This window comes from Stenotrophomonas sp. YJH_SMC_64, from assembly GCF_059371375.1.
In genome coordinates, this window is the sequence record NZ_JCAFUN010000005.1 from 257,915 (window position 1) to 275,346 (window position 17,432).

At 67.3% G+C, this 17,432-nt stretch carries 15 protein-coding genes and 1 pseudogene; 9 read left to right on the plus strand and 7 right to left on the minus strand.

The features are described 5' to 3' along the window. Positions 1–31 precede the first annotated feature (31 nt). Positions 32–895: a DMT family transporter gene (locus AC5P9L_RS07395; protein ID WP_165710241.1), complete on the plus strand. Its 864-nt coding sequence runs from the start codon at positions 32–34 to the stop codon at positions 893–895. A 39-nt stretch (positions 896–934) separates the two neighbouring features. Here AC5P9L_RS07395 and AC5P9L_RS07400 read toward each other — a convergent pair whose 3' ends face one another. Beyond that, entirely contained in the window at positions 935–1,870 is a 936-nt protein-coding gene (locus AC5P9L_RS07400) for a LysR family transcriptional regulator (RefSeq protein WP_165710242.1), read from the minus strand. Between the two features lie 107 nt (positions 1,871–1,977). Here AC5P9L_RS07400 and AC5P9L_RS07405 point away from each other — a divergent pair, with 107 nt between their 5' ends. Further along, complete coding sequence (locus tag AC5P9L_RS07405; protein ID WP_088431375.1) at positions 1,978–3,495, plus strand: MFS transporter; 1,518 nt, start codon at positions 1,978–1,980, stop codon at positions 3,493–3,495. Positions 3,496–3,774: 279 nt separating this feature from the next. Here AC5P9L_RS07405 and AC5P9L_RS07410 read toward each other — a convergent pair whose 3' ends face one another. Continuing rightward, positions 3,775–4,179: a GFA family protein gene (locus tag AC5P9L_RS07410; protein WP_033834825.1), complete on the minus strand. Its 405-nt coding sequence runs from the start codon at positions 4,177–4,179 to the stop codon at positions 3,775–3,777. 171 nt (positions 4,180–4,350) lie between these two features. Here AC5P9L_RS07410 and AC5P9L_RS07415 point away from each other — a divergent pair, with 171 nt between their 5' ends. Next, a complete protein-coding gene (locus AC5P9L_RS07415) occupies positions 4,351–5,325 on the plus strand; it encodes an Lnb N-terminal periplasmic domain-containing protein (protein ID WP_164172637.1) in 975 nt (324 codons plus the stop codon). Then, positions 5,325–7,346, plus strand: coding sequence for an esterase/lipase family protein (locus tag AC5P9L_RS07420; protein ID WP_262101859.1), 2,022 nt, complete (start codon positions 5,325–5,327; stop codon positions 7,344–7,346). The genes AC5P9L_RS07415 and AC5P9L_RS07420 overlap by 1 nt, the downstream gene beginning before the upstream one ends. An 87-nt stretch (positions 7,347–7,433) precedes the next feature. Here AC5P9L_RS07420 and AC5P9L_RS07425 read toward each other — a convergent pair whose 3' ends face one another. Beyond that, positions 7,434–8,855: an MFS transporter gene (locus AC5P9L_RS07425; protein WP_227415269.1), complete on the minus strand. Its 1,422-nt coding sequence runs from the start codon at positions 8,853–8,855 to the stop codon at positions 7,434–7,436. Positions 8,856–8,884: 29 nt separating this feature from the next. Between AC5P9L_RS07425 and soxR the strand changes: the two genes are divergently transcribed. Beyond that, positions 8,885–9,319 carry a redox-sensitive transcriptional activator SoxR gene (gene soxR, locus AC5P9L_RS07430; RefSeq protein WP_005412484.1) on the plus strand — a complete coding sequence of 145 codons (435 nt, stop codon included), beginning with the start codon at positions 8,885–8,887 and terminating at the stop codon, positions 9,317–9,319. A 72-nt stretch (positions 9,320–9,391) separates the two neighbouring features. On the opposite strand, the pseudogene AC5P9L_RS07435 reads toward soxR, so the two are convergent. Beyond that, a pseudogene (locus tag AC5P9L_RS07435) lies at positions 9,392–10,021 on the minus strand (short chain dehydrogenase); the annotation flags it as partial. 71 nt (positions 10,022–10,092) lie between these two features. Here AC5P9L_RS07435 and AC5P9L_RS07440 point away from each other — a divergent pair. After that, positions 10,093–10,968, plus strand: coding sequence for a LysR family transcriptional regulator (locus AC5P9L_RS07440; protein ID WP_012479333.1), 876 nt, complete (start codon positions 10,093–10,095; stop codon positions 10,966–10,968). 176 nt (positions 10,969–11,144) lie between these two features. Here the strand turns inward: AC5P9L_RS07440 and proC are convergent, their stop codons facing one another. Together proC and AC5P9L_RS07450 are read right to left on the minus strand one after the other, a co-directional pair. Continuing rightward, entirely contained in the window at positions 11,145–11,966 is an 822-nt protein-coding gene (proC, locus tag AC5P9L_RS07445) for a pyrroline-5-carboxylate reductase (protein WP_005408367.1), read from the minus strand. Between the two features lie 18 nt (positions 11,967–11,984). Continuing rightward, on the minus strand, positions 11,985–12,662 hold the full coding sequence (locus AC5P9L_RS07450) for a YggS family pyridoxal phosphate-dependent enzyme (protein WP_049397192.1): 678 nt from the start codon (positions 12,660–12,662) through the stop codon (positions 11,985–11,987). 87 nt (positions 12,663–12,749) lie between these two features. Between AC5P9L_RS07450 and AC5P9L_RS07455 the strand changes: the two genes are divergently transcribed. The 3 genes from AC5P9L_RS07455 to AC5P9L_RS07465 all read left to right on the plus strand — a co-directional run bounded on the left by AC5P9L_RS07455 (position 12,750) and on the right by AC5P9L_RS07465 (position 16,221). Next, a complete protein-coding gene (locus AC5P9L_RS07455) occupies positions 12,750–13,787 on the plus strand; it encodes a type IV pilus twitching motility protein PilT (protein WP_004147099.1) in 1,038 nt (345 codons plus the stop codon). Between the two features lie 100 nt (positions 13,788–13,887). Further along, positions 13,888–15,030 carry a PilT/PilU family type 4a pilus ATPase gene (locus AC5P9L_RS07460; RefSeq protein WP_005408369.1) on the plus strand — a complete coding sequence of 381 codons (1,143 nt, stop codon included), beginning with the start codon at positions 13,888–13,890 and terminating at the stop codon, positions 15,028–15,030. A gap of 207 nt (positions 15,031–15,237) precedes the next feature. Continuing rightward, complete coding sequence (locus AC5P9L_RS07465) at positions 15,238–16,221, plus strand: aldo/keto reductase (protein ID WP_114618884.1); 984 nt, start codon at positions 15,238–15,240, stop codon at positions 16,219–16,221. A 47-nt stretch (positions 16,222–16,268) separates the two neighbouring features. Here AC5P9L_RS07465 and AC5P9L_RS07470 read toward each other — a convergent pair whose 3' ends face one another. Beyond that, on the minus strand, positions 16,269–17,168 hold the full coding sequence (locus AC5P9L_RS07470) for a LysR family transcriptional regulator (protein WP_133050767.1): 900 nt from the start codon (positions 17,166–17,168) through the stop codon (positions 16,269–16,271). Positions 17,169–17,432 lie beyond the last annotated feature (264 nt).

Below are 17,432 nucleotides of genomic sequence, written 5' to 3' on the forward strand. Positions count from 1 at the left end.
GGCATCGTCCGGCACCTTCAGGAGTACAGGCGTGGAACGGTCGGCGAGCGGTTGGATCAATGGCTTCATCGGTGTGGTGATCTTCGCCGGCTCCCTGCCGGCCACCCGCCTGGCTGTGCTGCAGCTGGACGCCGGATTCGTCACCGCTGCACGCGCCACCATTGCCGCCGTGCTCGGCCTCGGCCTGCTCCTTCTGCTGCGCCAGCCGTGGCCGCGGCGCAGTGACGTGCCAGGCCTGGCAGTGGTCAGCCTCGGGGTGGTGGTCGGCTTTCCGCTGTTGACCGCACTCGCGCTGCGTCACGCATCGTCGGCGCACACCATCGTGTTTCTTGGCCTGTTGCCGTTGAGCACTGCGGTGTTCGGCGTGCTGCGCGGTGGCGATCGGCCGCGCCCGGCGTTCTGGCTGTTTTCGTTGCTGGGCAGTGCCTGCGTGGTCGGCTATGCGGTGCGCAACGGCATCGAGGCATCGTTGCAGGCCGATCTGCTGATGCTGGCGGCGATCGTGGTGTGCGGGCTGGGCTATGCCGAAGGTGGTCGGCTGGCCCGTCATCTCGGCGGTTGGCAGGTGATCAGTTGGGCGTTGCTGCTGGCCTTGCCGGTGATGCTGCCGCTGACGGTGCTGATGCGCCCGGCCTCGTTCACTGCGGTCGGTGCCTCGGCGTGGTGGGCGCTGGGCTATGTGGCAGTGTTCAGCATGCTGATCGGCTTCCTGTTCTGGTACCGCGGGCTGGCGCAGGGCGGCATCGCCGCCGTCGGGCAGTTGCAGTTGCTGCAACCGTTCTTCGGCCTGGCCCTGGCCGCGCTGCTGCTGCACGAATCGGTCAGCCTCAGCATGGTGCTGGTGACCGTGGTCGCGGTGATCTGCGTGGCAGGCGCGCGCCGCTTCAGTCGCTGAACGAAAAAGGGGACGGAGGGGATTAAGTCGTAATCGGTCCTACTGTGCCTGAAACGACTTAATCCCCTCCGTCCCCTTTTCCGGGGCGCCCTGGAACAGATGCGCAACGGCATAGTCGATGAATACCCGCAGGCGTGCACTGGGATGGCGCCCACCGGGCCATAGCAGCGAGAACTGCCCCTGGTGCGTGGGCAGCGCAGGCAGTACCCGTTGCAGGCGGCCATCGGCCAGTGCGTCAGCAGCGAGGAAGTCAGGCATCCAGGCCAGGCCCATGCAACCGATCGCAGCGGCCAGCACGGCCTCCATGTTGTTGCAGGTCATCGCCGTGGGAAGGCGCGCTCCGGCATCGCCTTCGATGCCCGGCAGCTGCCAGGGATGCAGCTTTCCCGTGGTGGGGTAACGAAAGCGCAGCGCGGTATGCAGGCGCAGCTCGCCCACATCGCCGGGCGTTCCATGCACCTGCAGATAGCCCGGCGCCGCACAGAGGATGAAACGAAAGCCGCCCAGTCGCCGTGCGGTCAGGCTGGAATCGGCCAGTTCACCACTGCGTATCACCGCGTCCAGGCCTTCGCTGACCACATCGACGATGCGGTCGTTGAAGTCCAGTTCCAGCTGCACCTGCGGATAGCGTTGCTGGAAGCCGGGCAGCACCGGCAGCAGGAAGCGGTACCCGATGGTGGGCAGGCCGATGCGCAGCAGCCCGCTGGGGGCGTGCTGTCGCTGCGCCAGGTCCGCCTGTGCTTCGGAAAGCTCGTCCAGTGCACGCCGGCAGCGCTGCAGCAGCAGTTCGCCTTCGTCGGTGAGATGCACGCGGCGAGTGGTGCGTTGGAACAGCCGGGTGCCGAGCTCCTGTTCAAGGCGGGCGATGCGCTTGCCGACCGCCGACGCGGACAGGCCAAGTACACGCGCAGCGCCGACGATGCTGCCAGCCTCCGCGGTGCGGACGAAGGCGAGCAGGGCAGAAATGGAGTCCATGCGGGGCATGATTACGGAACAGTGGGACGCAATCAACGTCCATCGAGCCTGTTTTTCAGGGATAGCGGCCTGTCCATCATCAATGCCCCTGATGGTTGGAGGCCCGCATGGCCCCGGTTTCGATGCTCCCTATACCTGTCCAGACGCAGCAGCGCTGGACCCTGCTTGCCGTCTGCCTGGCCGCACTGGCGCTGCCGTTGTCCTTCTCGGCCGGTGCCGTCGCGGTGCCCGCGCTGGCCCGTTCCGTTGCGTCGTCGCCGAGCGTGCTGGCCTGGGTGACCAACGCCTTCATGCTCACCTTCGGCAGCCTGCTGCTCGCTGCCGGTGGCCTGGCCGACCGCTATGGCCGGCGGCGGTTGTTCCTGCTGGGCACAGCAGGCTTCACCATTGCCACGATCGCCGTCTGCCTTGCTCCCACGCTACCCTCGCTGGATCTGGCGCGTGGGTTGCAGGGCGTTGCCGCCGCAGCGGCGTTGGCGTCCGGCACGGCTGCGCTCGCGCATGCCTGGCAGGGGCCGATGCGTGGCCGTGTGTTCGCCCTGCTGGGCGCCACATTCGGTGCGGGGTTGGCGCTGGGGCCGCTGCTTGCGGGTCTGCTGCTGCAGGCATTGGGATGGCGCAGTGTGTTCGCCGTCGGCGGCGTGCTGACATTCGCCGCCTTCGTACTGGGCGCGCGTGTGTTGCCCGAAAGCCACGGTGAACGCGGGCGGCTGGATGTCGGCGGCATGCTGGGCTTCAGCCTGATGCTGGCAGCGTTGACCCTGGCCCTGCTGTGGCTGGGCGAGTTCGGCCTGCATACCGTGCGCGTGCAACTGGCGCTGTTGGCGACGCTGCTGCTGGGCGCAGCGTTCATCTGCATCGAACGACTGCACCGCTCACCCCTGCTGGACCTCTCGTTGTTCTCGCAACCGGCGTTCCTCGGTGTCCAGCTGCTGCCGGTCGCAACCTGCTTCGGCTACGTGGTGCTGCTGGTGGTATTGCCTCTGCAGCTGCTGGGAGTGCACGGACAGAGCGCGACCCTGGTGGGGCTGCAGATGCTGGCCCTGTCCGCGCCGATGCTGGTGCTGCCGATGCTGGCTGCGCGCTGGGCGGAGCGCGTGGGAAGTGCGCGGCTGTGCACGCTGGGACTGCTGGTCTGTGCCTCTGGCCTGTACCTGCTGTCGCGCCATGCATCGCAGCCGTCGCCTTCGCAGTGGGTGCCGTGGCTGATGCTGGTCGGTGCAGGGACGGCCTTGCCATGGGGGCTGATGGATGGGCTGTCAGTGAGCGTGGTCCCGGTACAGCGTGCGGGCATGGCCGCCGGCATCTTCGGGACCGTGCGTGTAGCCGGTGAGGGCATCGCATTGGCCGCAGTCACTGCCTTGCTTGCGCTGCTGATCGGCCATCAGCTGCAGGGCGCGTCGCCGGCATCGCTGGCGCGTGCCGGTGCCTATCTGGCCACGGGGGCGCGGGAACAGGCGCAGGCACTGCTACCGGCGATGAGCCGCATGCAGCTGCAGCATGCCAGTAGTGAGGCGCTGGCAACACTGCTGCGTGTACTGGCGCTGCTGACCGCCGCATGTGCTGCGTTGTTGCACCTGTTGCTGCGGAAACGTAAAGACGCGCTGGTCGGGCGTACTGCGTAGCAGGCTCATCGCCCGCCTTCGTCGTCATCCCGTTGTCGTGTCCCGCTCACGCTGCCTATGCCCACCCGGGCCTAGGCTTGGTCGTCCCCGTCCCCCACGGAGACCTGCCATGTGGCTGCTCGATCATCTCTGGCCTGGCCGTCGACCGCTTCCTCCCCCGGCCGCGGATGCGCCACCGGCACCGCCGCGCCGGCCCTGGCTGAAACGCCCGGCGCGGGCCGGGCGCAGCGGCATGGCGCCCTGGCAGAAGGTGGCCACGCCGCCGCGGCGCACGCGCCACTAGCCGGTGCGGTCTGATGGGTGGTTGACCCCATCGCTGACCGGGATCACCCCCAACGCGAACGGGTCGATGCCCTCCAGGCAGGCCACGTTGTAGCCGTACTGGTCGGGGTTGGAGCGGCGCCGGTGATGGGTGTAGATGCCGCACACGCCACAGAAGTAGTGCTCGGCCACATGGGTGTTGAACTGGTACATCTGCAGGTGGTTCTGCCCGCGCAGCACCTGCAGGCCCTGGCGGGGGACGCTGGCGGCGATGGCGCCCCGGCGCCGGCACATCGAGCAGTCGCAGCGGCGGGGATCGACGATGCCGTCCGGCAGGTCCAGCAGCAGCTCGACGGTGCCGCAGTGGCAGGTTGCGCGGTGCTGGGGTTGGACCGGAACGCCGGCCACGGAAGTGATGCCCATCATTGCTCCTGTGTGATCCGTCTGGCCGCGGGGGCCGCCGCAGACGGTGCGCCGATGTGCCTGAACGGGCCGTAGATGCCACGGTGAACCCGCTTGTGGCTAACTATGCGGCTTCAGGACCGCGACAGGATGCCAGTGAAAGCCGCAGGACGATGGATGACAGGAAGTGCCATGGCGCTGCTGGCGCTGTGGGTGACCGGGCTGCTGGCCTATCAGTTGCCGGGGCCGGGCTGGCTGGCTACCGGCGTCGCCGGGCTGTGGCTGCTGGCAGCGCTGTGGGTGTCGTGGCGGGTCGCGCGGGGCCGTGCCTCGCGCCGCCTGGGCCTGGCGTTCGGGGCATCGCTGGCGCTGGCCGGCCTGTGGTGGCTGCTGCTGACCCCGCGCCAGGACCGCGTGTGGGCCGATGACGTGGCCCAGCGCCTGCACGTGGTGTCTTTCGATGGCCGCCACGTCGTGCTGGACAACGTGCGTGATTTCACCTGGCGCAGCGAAACCGACTACGACGCCCGCTGGGTGCGCCGCGAGTACGACCTGGACCAGTTGCGCTCGGCCGATCTGGTGCTGTCGTACTGGATGGGCCCGGCCATCGCCCACACCCTGATCTCGTTTGGTTTCGAGGACGGTCGCCACGTGGTGTTCTCGCTGGAGATCCGCAAGGAGCGCGGTGAATCGTTCTCGGCGCTGGGTGGCTTCTTCCGCAAGTTCGAGATGACCCTGGTAGCTTCGGAGGAGACCGACATCATCCGCACCCGCACCAACGCGCGCGGCGAGGACGTCTATCTCTACCGCCTGCATGGCATGGACCGTGCGCAGCTGAAGGAGCTGTTCGCAGCGTACATCGCGCAGGCCCGCGAACTGGATGCCAAGCCCGGCTTCTACAACACGCTGACCAGCAACTGCACCACCATCGTCTTCGACCTGGCCCGGCACATCGCACCGCGCCTGCCGCTGGATTACCGCCTGCTGCTGTCCGGTTACCTGGCCGAGTACGCGCAGGAGGTCGGCGCGCTCGCTCCAGGTGTGCCGTACGCCGAGCTGCATGACAAGGGCCGCATCACCCAGCGTGCGCTGGACCTGGGCAGCGGCGACCACTTCTCCACCGTAATCCGCCAGGGCGTGCCCGGCACCGAGCAGGACCCGCAGTAATGACCCGATTCCTCCCACGCCGCTGGCAGCGCCTGCTGCCGGTGTTGTTCGCTGCCTTCCTGCTGCTGGGTAGCAGCGGTTGCGCGATGGTTACCGTCAAGCAGGTCAAGTCCAGCGATTCGCTGGTCAACAAGCGTGCCGACGTGCTCAACACGGGCAAGCTCAGCCCGGCCGCGCGCGAAACGCTCAGCGCGGCAGGCCTGGACGAGTCGCAGTGCGAAAAGGACTTCCTGGTCTGCCGCAGCACGCTGCTGATGACCGACGACCTCAATGTCGAGCAGCGGTTGTCGGCGCTGTCCGAACTGTGGGTAAAGGCCGCGCTGGCGATGACGCCGAAGAAGACGGCTGCCGGCGATCCGCCGATGAGCGATGCGGCATTGGATGCCTGGTTGGAAGCCGCGCGTTACGCCTATGCGTACCTGTTCTACAGCGGCCGCTCGCCGTCCGACCGTGCCTTCGAGGATCGGCAGACGCAGGTGCGCGACTACTACAACTACGCCGCCGAGAAGGCGGCAGTGGTGCTGTTCGTGCGCGCACGCGCCGCTGCGCTGGCCGGCGAGGACTACACGAAGCCGCTCACGGTCGGCAGCTGGTCGCTGGCCTCCAACTACCAGCAGCTGAACCTGAAGAGCATTCCCGCGCAGCTGGTGCCGGCCGGCACGGTCAGCTTCGTCGGCCTGCGCAGTACCTATCGCCGCGATGGCTTCGGTGCCGAGCTGGTGATGGTGATGGACCCGCCGAAGCTGGTTGCACCGGTGATCGCACCCGAGGGCCCCAAGGCCGAGGCGCCGCAGGAGGATGAGGATGACGCACGCCGTGGCCGCCGTCATCGCCATGACGATTCGGTGCCCGAGTTCAGCGAGATGTCCTCGATCAACGTCACCGCACTGCTGCGTTTCGAGGGCAGCAACCTGGACGATGTGATGCGCACGCGCCGGGTCGAGCTGGACGCTTATTCGCCCGAAGCCACCGAGCGCATCACCCTGCATGGCGAGCAGGTGCCGCTGGCCGGCAACTTCACCGCCGCCTATGGCCTGTGGCTGGCGCAGAGCGGTTTCGCCCGGCAATCGCTGCGCACCCTGTTCGGCATGAGCGAGGGCATCGGCGAACCGCACATCTACCTGATGCAGCCGTGGGACCCGAATCGTCGCATCATCTTCATGCTGCACGGCCTGGCCAGCAGCCCGGAAGCCTGGGTGAACCTGGCCAACGAGATCATGGGCGACCCCGAGCTGCGCCAGCAGTTCCAGGTGTGGCAGGTCTACTACCCGACCAATGCGCCGATCGCGTTGAACCGCTACGAGATCGCCAGTGCATTCAACGACACGCTGAAGCACTTCGATCCCAACGGCAGCACGCGTGCATCGAAGGACATGGTCTACATCGGGCACAGCATGGGCGGCGTGCTGGCGCGCCTGCTGGTCAGTGACTCGGGCGACGTACTGTGGAATGACCTGCTGGCCAACTACGACCTGAAGGGCGAGCGCCTGAAGCGGGTGCAGAACAAGCTGGGGCCGCTGCTGCATTTCAAGGCGCAGCCGAACGTGGAACGCGCGATCTTCATCGCCGCGCCGCACCAGGGCACCGACATCGCCGGCAACAAGGTCGGGCGCCTGATCGGTCGCCTGGTACGCCTGCCGCTGACCATCCTCGGCAAGTTCGAGGACGTGTTCCTGGCACTGGCGCAGGCCGAACAGCAGGTCGATGGCACGGCCAAGCCGAAGATTCCGAACAGCATCGACAACCTCAAGGCCAGCGATCCGTTCGTGAAGGCCGCCGCACAGCTGCCGATCGAAGCGGGCCTGAAGTACCACTCGATCATCGCCCAGCGCAAACCGGAACTGCCGGTGGACAAATCCGATGACGGGCTGGTGCCGTACTGGAGTGCGCACCTGCCGGGTGCGTTGTCGGAGAAGGTGATCATTTCCGGCCACAGCGTGCAGGAGACCCCGCAGGCGGTGCTGGAAGTGCGGCGCATCCTGCATCGGGACATCGATGATGTGGGGGCCGGTACGCGGTAATGCCGGCCGCTGGCCGTCACCATCATGGGATTCCCGCGTGCGCGGAGGTTGCCGGCCAGCGGCCGGCACTACCGGAATCCGGCGGCGCTACACCCGTCGCGCGATCACCGTGGCCAACAGCGCAAGGCCGAAGGTGATGGCCAGGCACAGCAGGTAGCCGGTGTGCGGGGTGCTTTCCACGAACAACGCGAACAATGCGCCGGAGACCGCCAGCGCGGTGGTCACCGACAGGGCCTCGCTCAGCTGCAGTGCCGAGGTGTTGGCACCCTGCTCCCGCGGCGCCGACAACGACAGCGTCAACACCGACAGGCTGGCGTAGATCATGCCCATGCCGAAGCCGGTCACGGCCCAGCCGAGCAGCGACACCGGCAGTGGCACTACGTTGAACAGCACGGCCAGCGTGGCGGCAATGCCGACCGTCATCATCATCGTGCCGGCGCGCAGCAGCTGCTGGCGTGACCAGCCACGCTGCTGGTGGCCCTGCAGCCACGAGCCGGCGAACCAGCCCAGCGCACCGAGACTGAGTACGGCACCGGCCCAGCTGGGCGAAAGGCCACGTTCGCGCTGCAGCAGCAGTGGCAGGTAGGCCTCGCAGGCGAAGAAGGCAGCTGCCGCGATGCCACGCAGCGCGATTACGCTGGGCAGGCCACGGCGCAGGATCAGTGTTCCGGGCGGAAGCAGTCGATGTACGCAGAACAGCAGCGCCAGCACCGCCACGCCGATGCAGAGCAGGGCAGGCAGGCCCGGTTGCTGACCGCCGAAGTACAGCAGCAACGCGGCCAGCGAGGCGCCGCTGGCCCAGCGCACCACCTTGCCGCGTCCATCGTCGGCGGTGCTGGGGGGACTGGGCTGCATGCGTGCCAGCGCGGGGCGCAGCAGCAGGCCTGCCGGAACCGCCAGCAACGGCACCGCCAGGAACACCCAGCGCCAGCCCAGGTGCTGCACGATCAGGCCGCTCAACGCCGGGCCGACCATCGAAGGCACCACCCAGCCGGCCGAGAAGGCGGCGAACACCTTCGGCCGCAGGTGCTCCGGATAGCTGCGGCCGACCATCACGTACAGCGAGACCGAGATCGCACCCGCACCCAGGCCCTGCAGCAGGCGTCCCGCCACCAGCATGCCCATGCGCATCGCGAAGCCGGCCAGCAACAGGCCCAGCACGAAGCAGGCCAATCCGTACCAGAGCGGCCGTGCCGGACCATGGTGATCGGCCCAGCGCCCGGCCAGGGTCATGCCGATCACGCTGGTGGCCAGGGTACCGCCGAAGGCCAGTGCGTACAGGCGCAGGCCATCCAGCGCCTCGGCCACGGTGGGCATCGCGGCCGCAACGGCCAATGCCTCGAAGGCGTGCAGCGCGACCAGCGCGACCATGCCGAGGGTGGTCGCGCGATAGCGTGCGGACAGGATCGAGGTGTCAGCCGGCAGGTGGGCGGCGGCGGGCGAGAGGGTCGGGGGCATACGGGTCAGATGCGGGCCGCGCTTGTCAACTGGCGGCGAAGATAGCAGCATGACACCTCAACAGCAGTTGAGGTCAAGCAATGGTGTCCCAGGAACTGAGCGTGGGCGAAGTCGCCCAGCGCAGTGGCGTGGCGGTTTCCGCGCTGCATTTCTACGAGCGCAAGGGGCTGATCAGCAGCCTGCGCACCTCGGGCAACCAGCGCCGCTACAGCCGCGACGTGCTGCGCCGGCTGGCCGTGATCCGCGTTGCGCAGCGCGTGGGCATGCCGCTGGAAGCGGTCGGCCGTGCCTTCGAAAGCCTGCCCGAGGGGCGCGCACCGACCAAGGCCGACTGGGCCAGGCTGTCCGCGCGCTGGCGCACCGAGCTGGAAGAACGCATCCACATGCTGCAACTGCTGCGCGATGAGCTCACCGGCTGCATCGGCTGCGGCTGCCTGTCGCTGCAGCGCTGCCGCCTGGCCAACCCGGGGGATGTGCTTGGCGAACGCGGCGACGGCCCGATGCGCTGGGAATGACCCGCGAAAAGGGGACGGAGGGGATTATGTCGTTTGTGCATTGTCGACTTGATCCCCTCCGTGCCTTTTTTCTTACCAGACCGTGATCGTCTCGCCGCTCTGGATGCCTTCCACTGCACGCTGGAAGGCCAGCGCCGCGCGCTGCGCGCTCACCGCTTCAAAGCCCGGGAAGTAGGGGCCGTAGGCTGCCATCGATTCGATCAGTACGTTCGGGCTGACCACGTTGATGCGCAGGCCACGCGGTAGCAGTTCCAACGCGGCGGCACGCACGAAGCCTTCCAACGCGGCATTCACCGAGGTGGCGTTGACGCCATCGCGGATCGGCTGTGCACTGACGATGCCGCTGGTCAGGGTGATCGAGCCGCCGGCGTTGAGATGGTGCTGCGCCGCCAGTGCCAGCCGCACCTGGCCCAGCAGCTTGTCCTGCAGGCCGAGGTTGAACTGCGCCGGCGTCATGTCCTGCAGCGGACCGAAGTGCAGCTTGCCGGCGGTGGAAATCACCGCATCAACCGGGCCGGTACGCGAGAACAGTTCGGCGACGCTGGCGTCGTCGGTCAGGTCCACCCGCAGTTCGCCGCTGCTGCGGCCGGCGGCGAGAATCTGATGCTGTTGGCCGAGCTGGCGGGCGACTGCCTGGCCGAGGGTGCCGCTGGCACCAACGAGGAGGATCTTCATGGCCGTTCCTTGCGTGAGGGAGTGAACGCAGTCTGCGCCGTCACAGCGGGGTTAGGTAAGCGGCGTATGCTTTGCAGATTCCTAACTCCGGATTAGCAATGGATACCCTTCGCTGCATGCAGGCTTTCGTCGCGGTAGCCGAGTGCGGCAGCTTTGCAGGGGCCGCTGAACAGTTGCAGGTCTCGGCGGTGATGGTCGGCAAGTACATCCAGCAGCTGGAGGCGCACCTGGGCACCGCGTTGCTGCAACGGAACACCCGCCGCCAGCGCCTGACCGAAGCCGGCAGCGCCTACCTGGCCGGGTGCCGGCAGGTGCTGGAGCAGGTGCAGCAGGCCGAGGCCGACGTGGCCGGCCTGCAGGTGCAACCGCGCGGGCTGCTGCGGGTCAGCGCACCCACCACCTGGGGCAGCTGCGTGCTGGCGCCACAACTGGCCGGCCTGCTGCGCGCGCAGCCGCAGCTGAACGTTGAACTGGATCTGAGCAACCGCCGTGTGGATCTGATCGAGGACGGCTTCGACGTGGCGATCCGGGTCGGGCCGCTGCCGTCGCAGGAGGTGGTGGCGCGGCCGCTGCCACCGTATGCGATGAGCCTGTGCGCGGCGCCTTCCTACCTGCGCCGGCGCGGCACGCCGCGTACGCCCGCCGATCTGGAAGGGCATGACTGCCTGAGCCATCTGGCCTGGCGCGGTGGCCACGGCTGGCAGCTGGCCAACGGTGAACAGGTGGACTGGGAAGCGCGCCTGACCTGCAATGATGGTGTTGCACTGCGCGAAGCCGCGGTGGCCGGAGCCGGGCTGGTGCTGCAGCCGACCGCACTGCTGGCCGGGGAGATTGCAGCCGGGCGGTTGAAGCCGCTGCTGCGCGACTACCTGCCCGAACCGCGGCCGATGCACCTGATCTACCTGCCCGACCGCAGACCGCGCCCGCGGTTGCAGTGCTTCGTCGATTTCGTCATGACGACGTTGGGGCAATGAGCATCCACGCCATGCGTGGATGATGGTGGGTGCCGACCGTTGGTCGGCACACATCGGGGGCAATCATTCACCGCAGACAGCAGAGCACCGTGCATTCCAGCGGCGACAGGTATCAATAGATCCACGCCATGCGTGAATGATGGTAGGTGCCGACCGTTGGTCGGCACACATCGGGATCAATCATTCGCCGCAGACAGTTCCTGCCCACGCACCTGCGCGGCGCGCAGTGCCGTATCCACCAGAGCCTCGAAGCCACCGGCCTGGAAGCTCTCGATCGCGGCCTGGGTGGTGCCGTTGGGCGAGGTCACGCGGCGGCGCAGTTCCGCCGGGCTTTCACCAGCCTCATCCAGCATGCGCGAGGCGCCCAGCAGAGTCTGCACCACCAGCGTGCGCGCGGCGTCGGCCGGCAGGCCCTGGGCAATACCCGCCGCTTCCATCGCTTCGGCCAGCAGGAACACATAGGCCGGGCCGCTGCCGGAAACGGCAGTCACTGAATCCATCAGCCCCTCGCTGTCGATCCACACCGTGCGCCCGGCACTGGCCAGCACCTGCTCGGCCCGCGCGTGCTGCTGCGTGTCCACCGACGGTGTGGCGAACAGGCCGGTCACACCTGCGCCGAGCAGGGCAGGGGTGTTCGGCATCGCGCGCACCACTGCCAGGTCGCCCCCCAGCCAACGCTGCAGCTGCGCACTGGTGATGCCGGCGGCAATCGACACCACCAGCGGTCGGCTCGCCTGTGCCAGCGCCTGCAGAGACTGGCAGACCTCGCGCAGCACCTGCGGCTTCACCGCCAGCAGCCAGGTGCCACCCTGCGCGGCGGCATCGCTCGCGTTGTCATGCACCTGCACGCCGAAGTCGGCGGCCAGCGCTTGGCGCAGTTCGGCCACCGGTTCGGCGACGTGGATGTGCGCGGCCGGCACGCCCTGGCGGATCAGGCCGGCGATCAGGCTGCGCGCCATGTTGCCGCCGCCGATGAAGGTGATGGAATCAGCTGCCATGGAAGTCTCCTTGAAAAATCAGGCCGGGCGCGGGCGCGCGCCGAACAGGGCGGTGCCGATGCGCACCAAGGTGGCGCCCTCGGCGATGGCTTCGGCGTAGTCGCTGCTCATGCCCATCGACAGCGTGTCGATCTGCGCGTGCTGGGCAGCCAGCGACTGGAAAAGTGTGCGCATGCGCACGAATGCATCCCGACGCCGCTCGGCTTCGGGCCATGGCGCGGGAATCGCCATCAGTCCGCGCAGGCGCAGGGTGGGTTCGGCGGCAATCGCTGCGGCCAGTGCATCCACTTCTTCCGGTGCACAGCCATGCTTGCTGGATTCGTCGTCGATGTTGACCTGGATCAGCACGTTCAGCGGGCCTCGCGCGGCCGGGCGATGGCGTGCCAGCGCGGTCACCAGCTTGGGGCGGTCCACGCTCTGCACCCAGTCGAAATGGCTGGCCACGGCCTCGGCCTTGTTCGACTGCAGGTGGCCGATCAGGTGCCATTCCAGCGCCAGGTGCTGCAGCGCCTGCATCTTGGCCAGTGCCTCCTGCACGTAGTTCTCGCCGAAGGCGTGCTGGCCCTGCGCGGCCAGCGCGGCCACGGCCTCGGCCGGCTGGGTCTTGGACACCGCCAGCAGGCGTGGGTCGGGCCTGCCAGCGGCCTCGGCGGCGGCATGCAGGTTGCTCAGGATCTGGGGCAGGGAAGTGGCCACGTAACGCGTTCCGTTGAATCAGGAGGCTATACTGCCGCCCGGGGAAAGATCCTTCCAGTCGAAGCCGTTATTGGGGAGTAGCCGCTCATGGATATCGCCGAACTGCTGGCGTTTTCCGTAAAGAACAAAGCGTCCGACCTGCACCTGTCCGCAGGCCTGCCGCCGATGATCCGCGTCGACGGCGACGTTCGCCGGATCAACATCCCAGCCCTGGACCACAAGCAGGTCCATGCGCTGGTGTACGACATCATGTCCGACAAGCAGCGCCGCGATTACGAGGAATTCCTCGAAGTGGACTTCTCCTTCGAGATTCCATCGCTGGCGCGCTTCCGAGTGAACGCGTTCAACCAGAACCGCGGTGCCGGTGCGGTGTTCCGTACCATTCCGTCCGAGGTGCTCACCCTCGAGGACCTGGCCTGCCCGCCGCTGTTCCGCGAAGTGATCCAGCAGCCGCAGGGCCTGATCCTGGTGACCGGCCCGACCGGTTCGGGCAAGTCGACCACGCTGGCGGCGATGATCGACTACATCAACAAGAACGAATACGGCCACATCCTCACCGTCGAGGATCCGATCGAATTCGTGCATACCTCGCAGAAGTGCCTGATCAACCAGCGCGAAGTGCACCGCGACACGCATGGCTTCAATGAAGCACTGCGCTCGGCGCTGCGTGAGGACCCGGACATCATCCTGGTGGGCGAACTTCGTGACCTGGAAACCATCCGCCTGGCACTGACCGCGGCGGAAACCGGCCACCTGGTGTTCGGCACCCTGCACACCAGCTCGGCGGCCAAGACCATCGACCGCATCATCGACGTGTTCCCGGCCGGCGAAAAGCCGATGGTGCGCTCGATGCTGTCCGAGTCGTTGCGCGCGGTCATTTCGCAGGCGCTGCTGAAGAAGGTTGGCGGCGGTCGTACCGCAGCGTGGGAAATCATGGTCGGCACCCCGGCCATCCGCAACCTGATCCGCGAGGACAAGGTGGCGCAGATGTACTCGGCCATCCAGACTGGCCAGCAGTACGGCATGATGACCCTGGACCAGCACCTGCAGGACCTGGTCAAGCGCAGCCTGATCACCCGAAACCAGGCCCGTGAGTACGCCAAGGACAAGCGCCTGTTCGAGTAAGGCGGGGCAGTAACGGGGCAGCGTGCACCAGTGCGCCGCTGTTCCCGTGTTGTTTCCTCCACCGACCGTTACCTGGTAAACCGCTTTCCGGGAGCCTGCCGTGAACACCACCGCGACCACCATCGATTTCACTTCGTTCCTCAAGCTGATGGCGCACCAGCGCGCCTCGGACCTGTTCATCACTGCGGGCATGCCGCCGGCGATGAAGGTCAACGGCAAGATCTCGCCGATCACGCAGACCCCGCTCACGCCGCAGCAGAGCCGCGACCTGGTCCTCAACGTGATGACCCCGGCGCAGCGCGAGGAATTCGAGAAGACCCACGAATGCAACTTCGCCATCGGCCTGTCCGGTGTCGGCCGCTTCCGCGTCAGCTGCTTCTACCAGCGCAACCAGGTCGGCATGGTGCTGCGTCGCATCGAGACGCGCATTCCGACGGTGGAAGAACTGAGCCTGCCGCCGATCATCAAGACGCTGGCGATGACCAAGCGCGGCATCATCCTGTTCGTCGGCGCCACCGGCACCGGTAAATCGACGTCGCTGGCAGCGATGATCGGTTACCGCAACCAGAACTCGACCGGCCACATCATCACCATCGAAGATCCGATCGAGTTCGTGCACAAGCACGAGGGCTGCATCATCACCCAGCGCGAAGTCGGCATCGATACCGACAGCTGGGAAGCCGCGCTGAAGAACACCCTGCGCCAGGCGCCGGACGTGATCATGATCGGTGAGGTGCGTACCCGCGAAGGCATGGACCACGCCATCGCGTTCGCCGAAACCGGCCACCTGGTGCTGTGCACCCTGCATGCCAACAACGCCAACCAGGCGATGGACCGCATCGTCAATTTCTTCCCGGAAGACCGCCGCAACCAGCTGCTGATGGACCTGTCGCTGAATCTCAAGGGCGTGGTCGCGCAGCAGCTGGTGCCGTCGCCCGATGGCCGCTCGCGCAAGGTGGCGATGGAGATCCTGCTGGGCACGCCGCTGGTGCAGGACTACATCCGCGACGGCGAGATCCACAAGCTGAAGGAAGTGATGAAGGACTCGGTCCAGCTGGGCATGAAGACCTTCGACCAGAGCCTGTTCGAGCTGTACCAGGCCGGCGAGATCAGCTACGAGGACGCGCTGCGTTACGCCGATTCGCAGAACGAAGTGCGCCTGCGCATCAAGCTCAGCCAGGGCGGCGACGCACGCACGCTGTCACAGGGCCTGGATGGCGTGGAGATCTCCGAGATCCGGTGACCTGCAGATCTGTAGAGTCGACTGTCAGTCGACTCTCGCGCGCAGCGCGGGATTTTCCCGGCCGGTGAAAGAGCAGTCGACTAACAGTCGACTCTACCGGGCGCGTTGGCGATTGATGAATTCCAGTCATGACCAACTGCAACGCTGCCCATTCAATCGGCAGCCCCTGCAGGCGTATCGTCAGCGTTCCCCCTCTGGAGCACGACGATGCAGACACGTGAACTCGGCCGCAGCGGCCTGAAGGTTTCCGCCCTGGGCCTGGGTTGCATGGGCCTGACCCATGCCTATGGCCAGCCGGTCGAGCGCAGCCAGGGCATCGCCCTGCTGCACGCGGCCGTTGAACGCGGCGTGACCTTCTTCGACACCGCCGAAGTGTACGGCCCGTACACCAATGAAGACCTGCTCGGCGAGGCCCTGGCGCCTTACCGCGACAAGCTGGTGATCGCCACCAAGTTCGGCTTCAGGGATGCGCGCACCGATACCGGCCTGGACAGCCGCCCCGAGAACATCCGCGCCGTGGCCGAAGCCAGTCTCAAGCGCCTGCGCACCGACCATATCGACCTGTTCTACCAGCACCGTGTCGACCCGAACGTGCCGATCGAGGACGTGGCCGGCACCGTGCGCGACCTGATCGCCGAGGGCAAGGTCGGCCACTTCGGCCTGTCCGAGGCCAGCGCCACCACCGTGCGCCGTGCGCACGCGGTGCAGCCGGTCACCGCCGTGCAGAGCGAGTACTCGCTGTGGTGGCGCGAACCGGAGCGCGAACTGCTGCCGACCCTGCAGGAGCTGGGTATCGGCTTCGTGCCATTCAGTCCGCTTGGCCGCGGCTTCCTCACCGGCACGATCAACGCCGACACCACCTTCGACGCCAACGATTTCCGCAACAGCGTGCCGCGTTTCGAAGTGGAGGCGCGCCGCGCCAACCAGGCGCTGGTGGATCGCATCAGTACGATCGCGGCAGCACGCGGCGCGACGCCGGCGCAGGTGGCGCTGGCCTGGCTGCTGGCACAGGCGCCGTGGATCGTGCCGATTCCGGGCACCACCAAGATCCACCGCCTGGAAGAGAACCTGGGCGCGGCTGACCTGCAGCTGGCGCCGGAAGAACTGCAGCGCATCGCGCAGGCGCTGGATGAAGTGTCGATCGTCGGTGAGCGCTACAACGCCCAGCGTGCGGCGCAAGCCAAGGGCTGATCACCGGGTGCGGACCGAGGTGGGTGCGGACCGTTGGTCCGCACACCTCATCCAGCCATCGGCCCGCGCAGCGCATCCAGCACCGTGCGCATCGCCACCGTGACGTGGCGGCGCGACGGGTAGTACGCGTAGTAGCCATCGAAGTGCGGGCACCAGTCGTCCAGCACCGACTGCAGGCGGCCATCGTCCAGCATCGGCTGCACCTGGTCTTCCGGCAGCCAGGCCAGCCCGCTGCCGGCCAGCGCGGCAGCACGGGTCATGCCCATGGTGTTGAAGGTCCACTGGCCGCTCACGCGCACGCTCAGTTCGTTGCCGTCCTGGCCGAAATCCCACGGCATCAGCCCGCCATGCGTGGGCAGGCGCAGGGTCACGCAGTTGTGGTCTGCCAGCTCGTCCGGATGGCGTGGGACCACGTGCTGGCGGAAGTAGCTGGGTGCACCGACCACGCGCATGCGCAGCGGCAGGCTGATCGGCACGGCGACCATGTCGCGCGCCAGGCGTTCGCCGAGGCGGATGCCGATGTCGTAGCGCTCGGCCACGATGTCGGCCAGCCCGTAGTCGGCGGTCAGTTCCACCTTGAGGTCCGGATACTGCTGCAGCAGCGGCGCCAGCCGTGGCCACGCGATGTACTCGGCGGCATGGCCGGTGGCATTGATGCGGATGGTGCCGGCCGGGCGTTCACGGTATTCGGCCAGCGCGGCCAGTCCGTCCTCGATCTCGGCCAGGCGCGGGCCCAGGGTGTCGAGCAGGCGGGCACCGGCTTCGGTGGTGGACACGCTGCGGGTGGTGCGGGTCAGCAGGCGCACGCCCAGGCGCTGTTCCAGGCCGCGCATGGCATGGCTGAGCGCGGACTGGGACACGCCCAGCTGGGCGGCGGCCTTGGTGAAGCTGCCCTCGCGGGCAACGTGGACGAAGGCCTGCAGGTCGTTGAGGTTTTCGCGGGGCATGCTGGGATGATACGGCCGGGCTGCGCCCGGCACCTGCTTCAAGCCAAGGCAACGTCAACGTCAGATGCGTGCATTCCGTGGGATGGCGGGGTGGGTCCGGTTGAGGGGGACGCCGTAAATACCTCCATGTAGCAACTGTGTTGATGGAGGGACTTGGCCCCTCCATGAGACGGGCACGGTAGTGCCGGCCGCTGGCCGGCAGCCTTTGGTCTTGCGCCCTGGCTGGCCTTAGGCAGGGACCAGCCCGTTTTCAGCGTCGCGCAC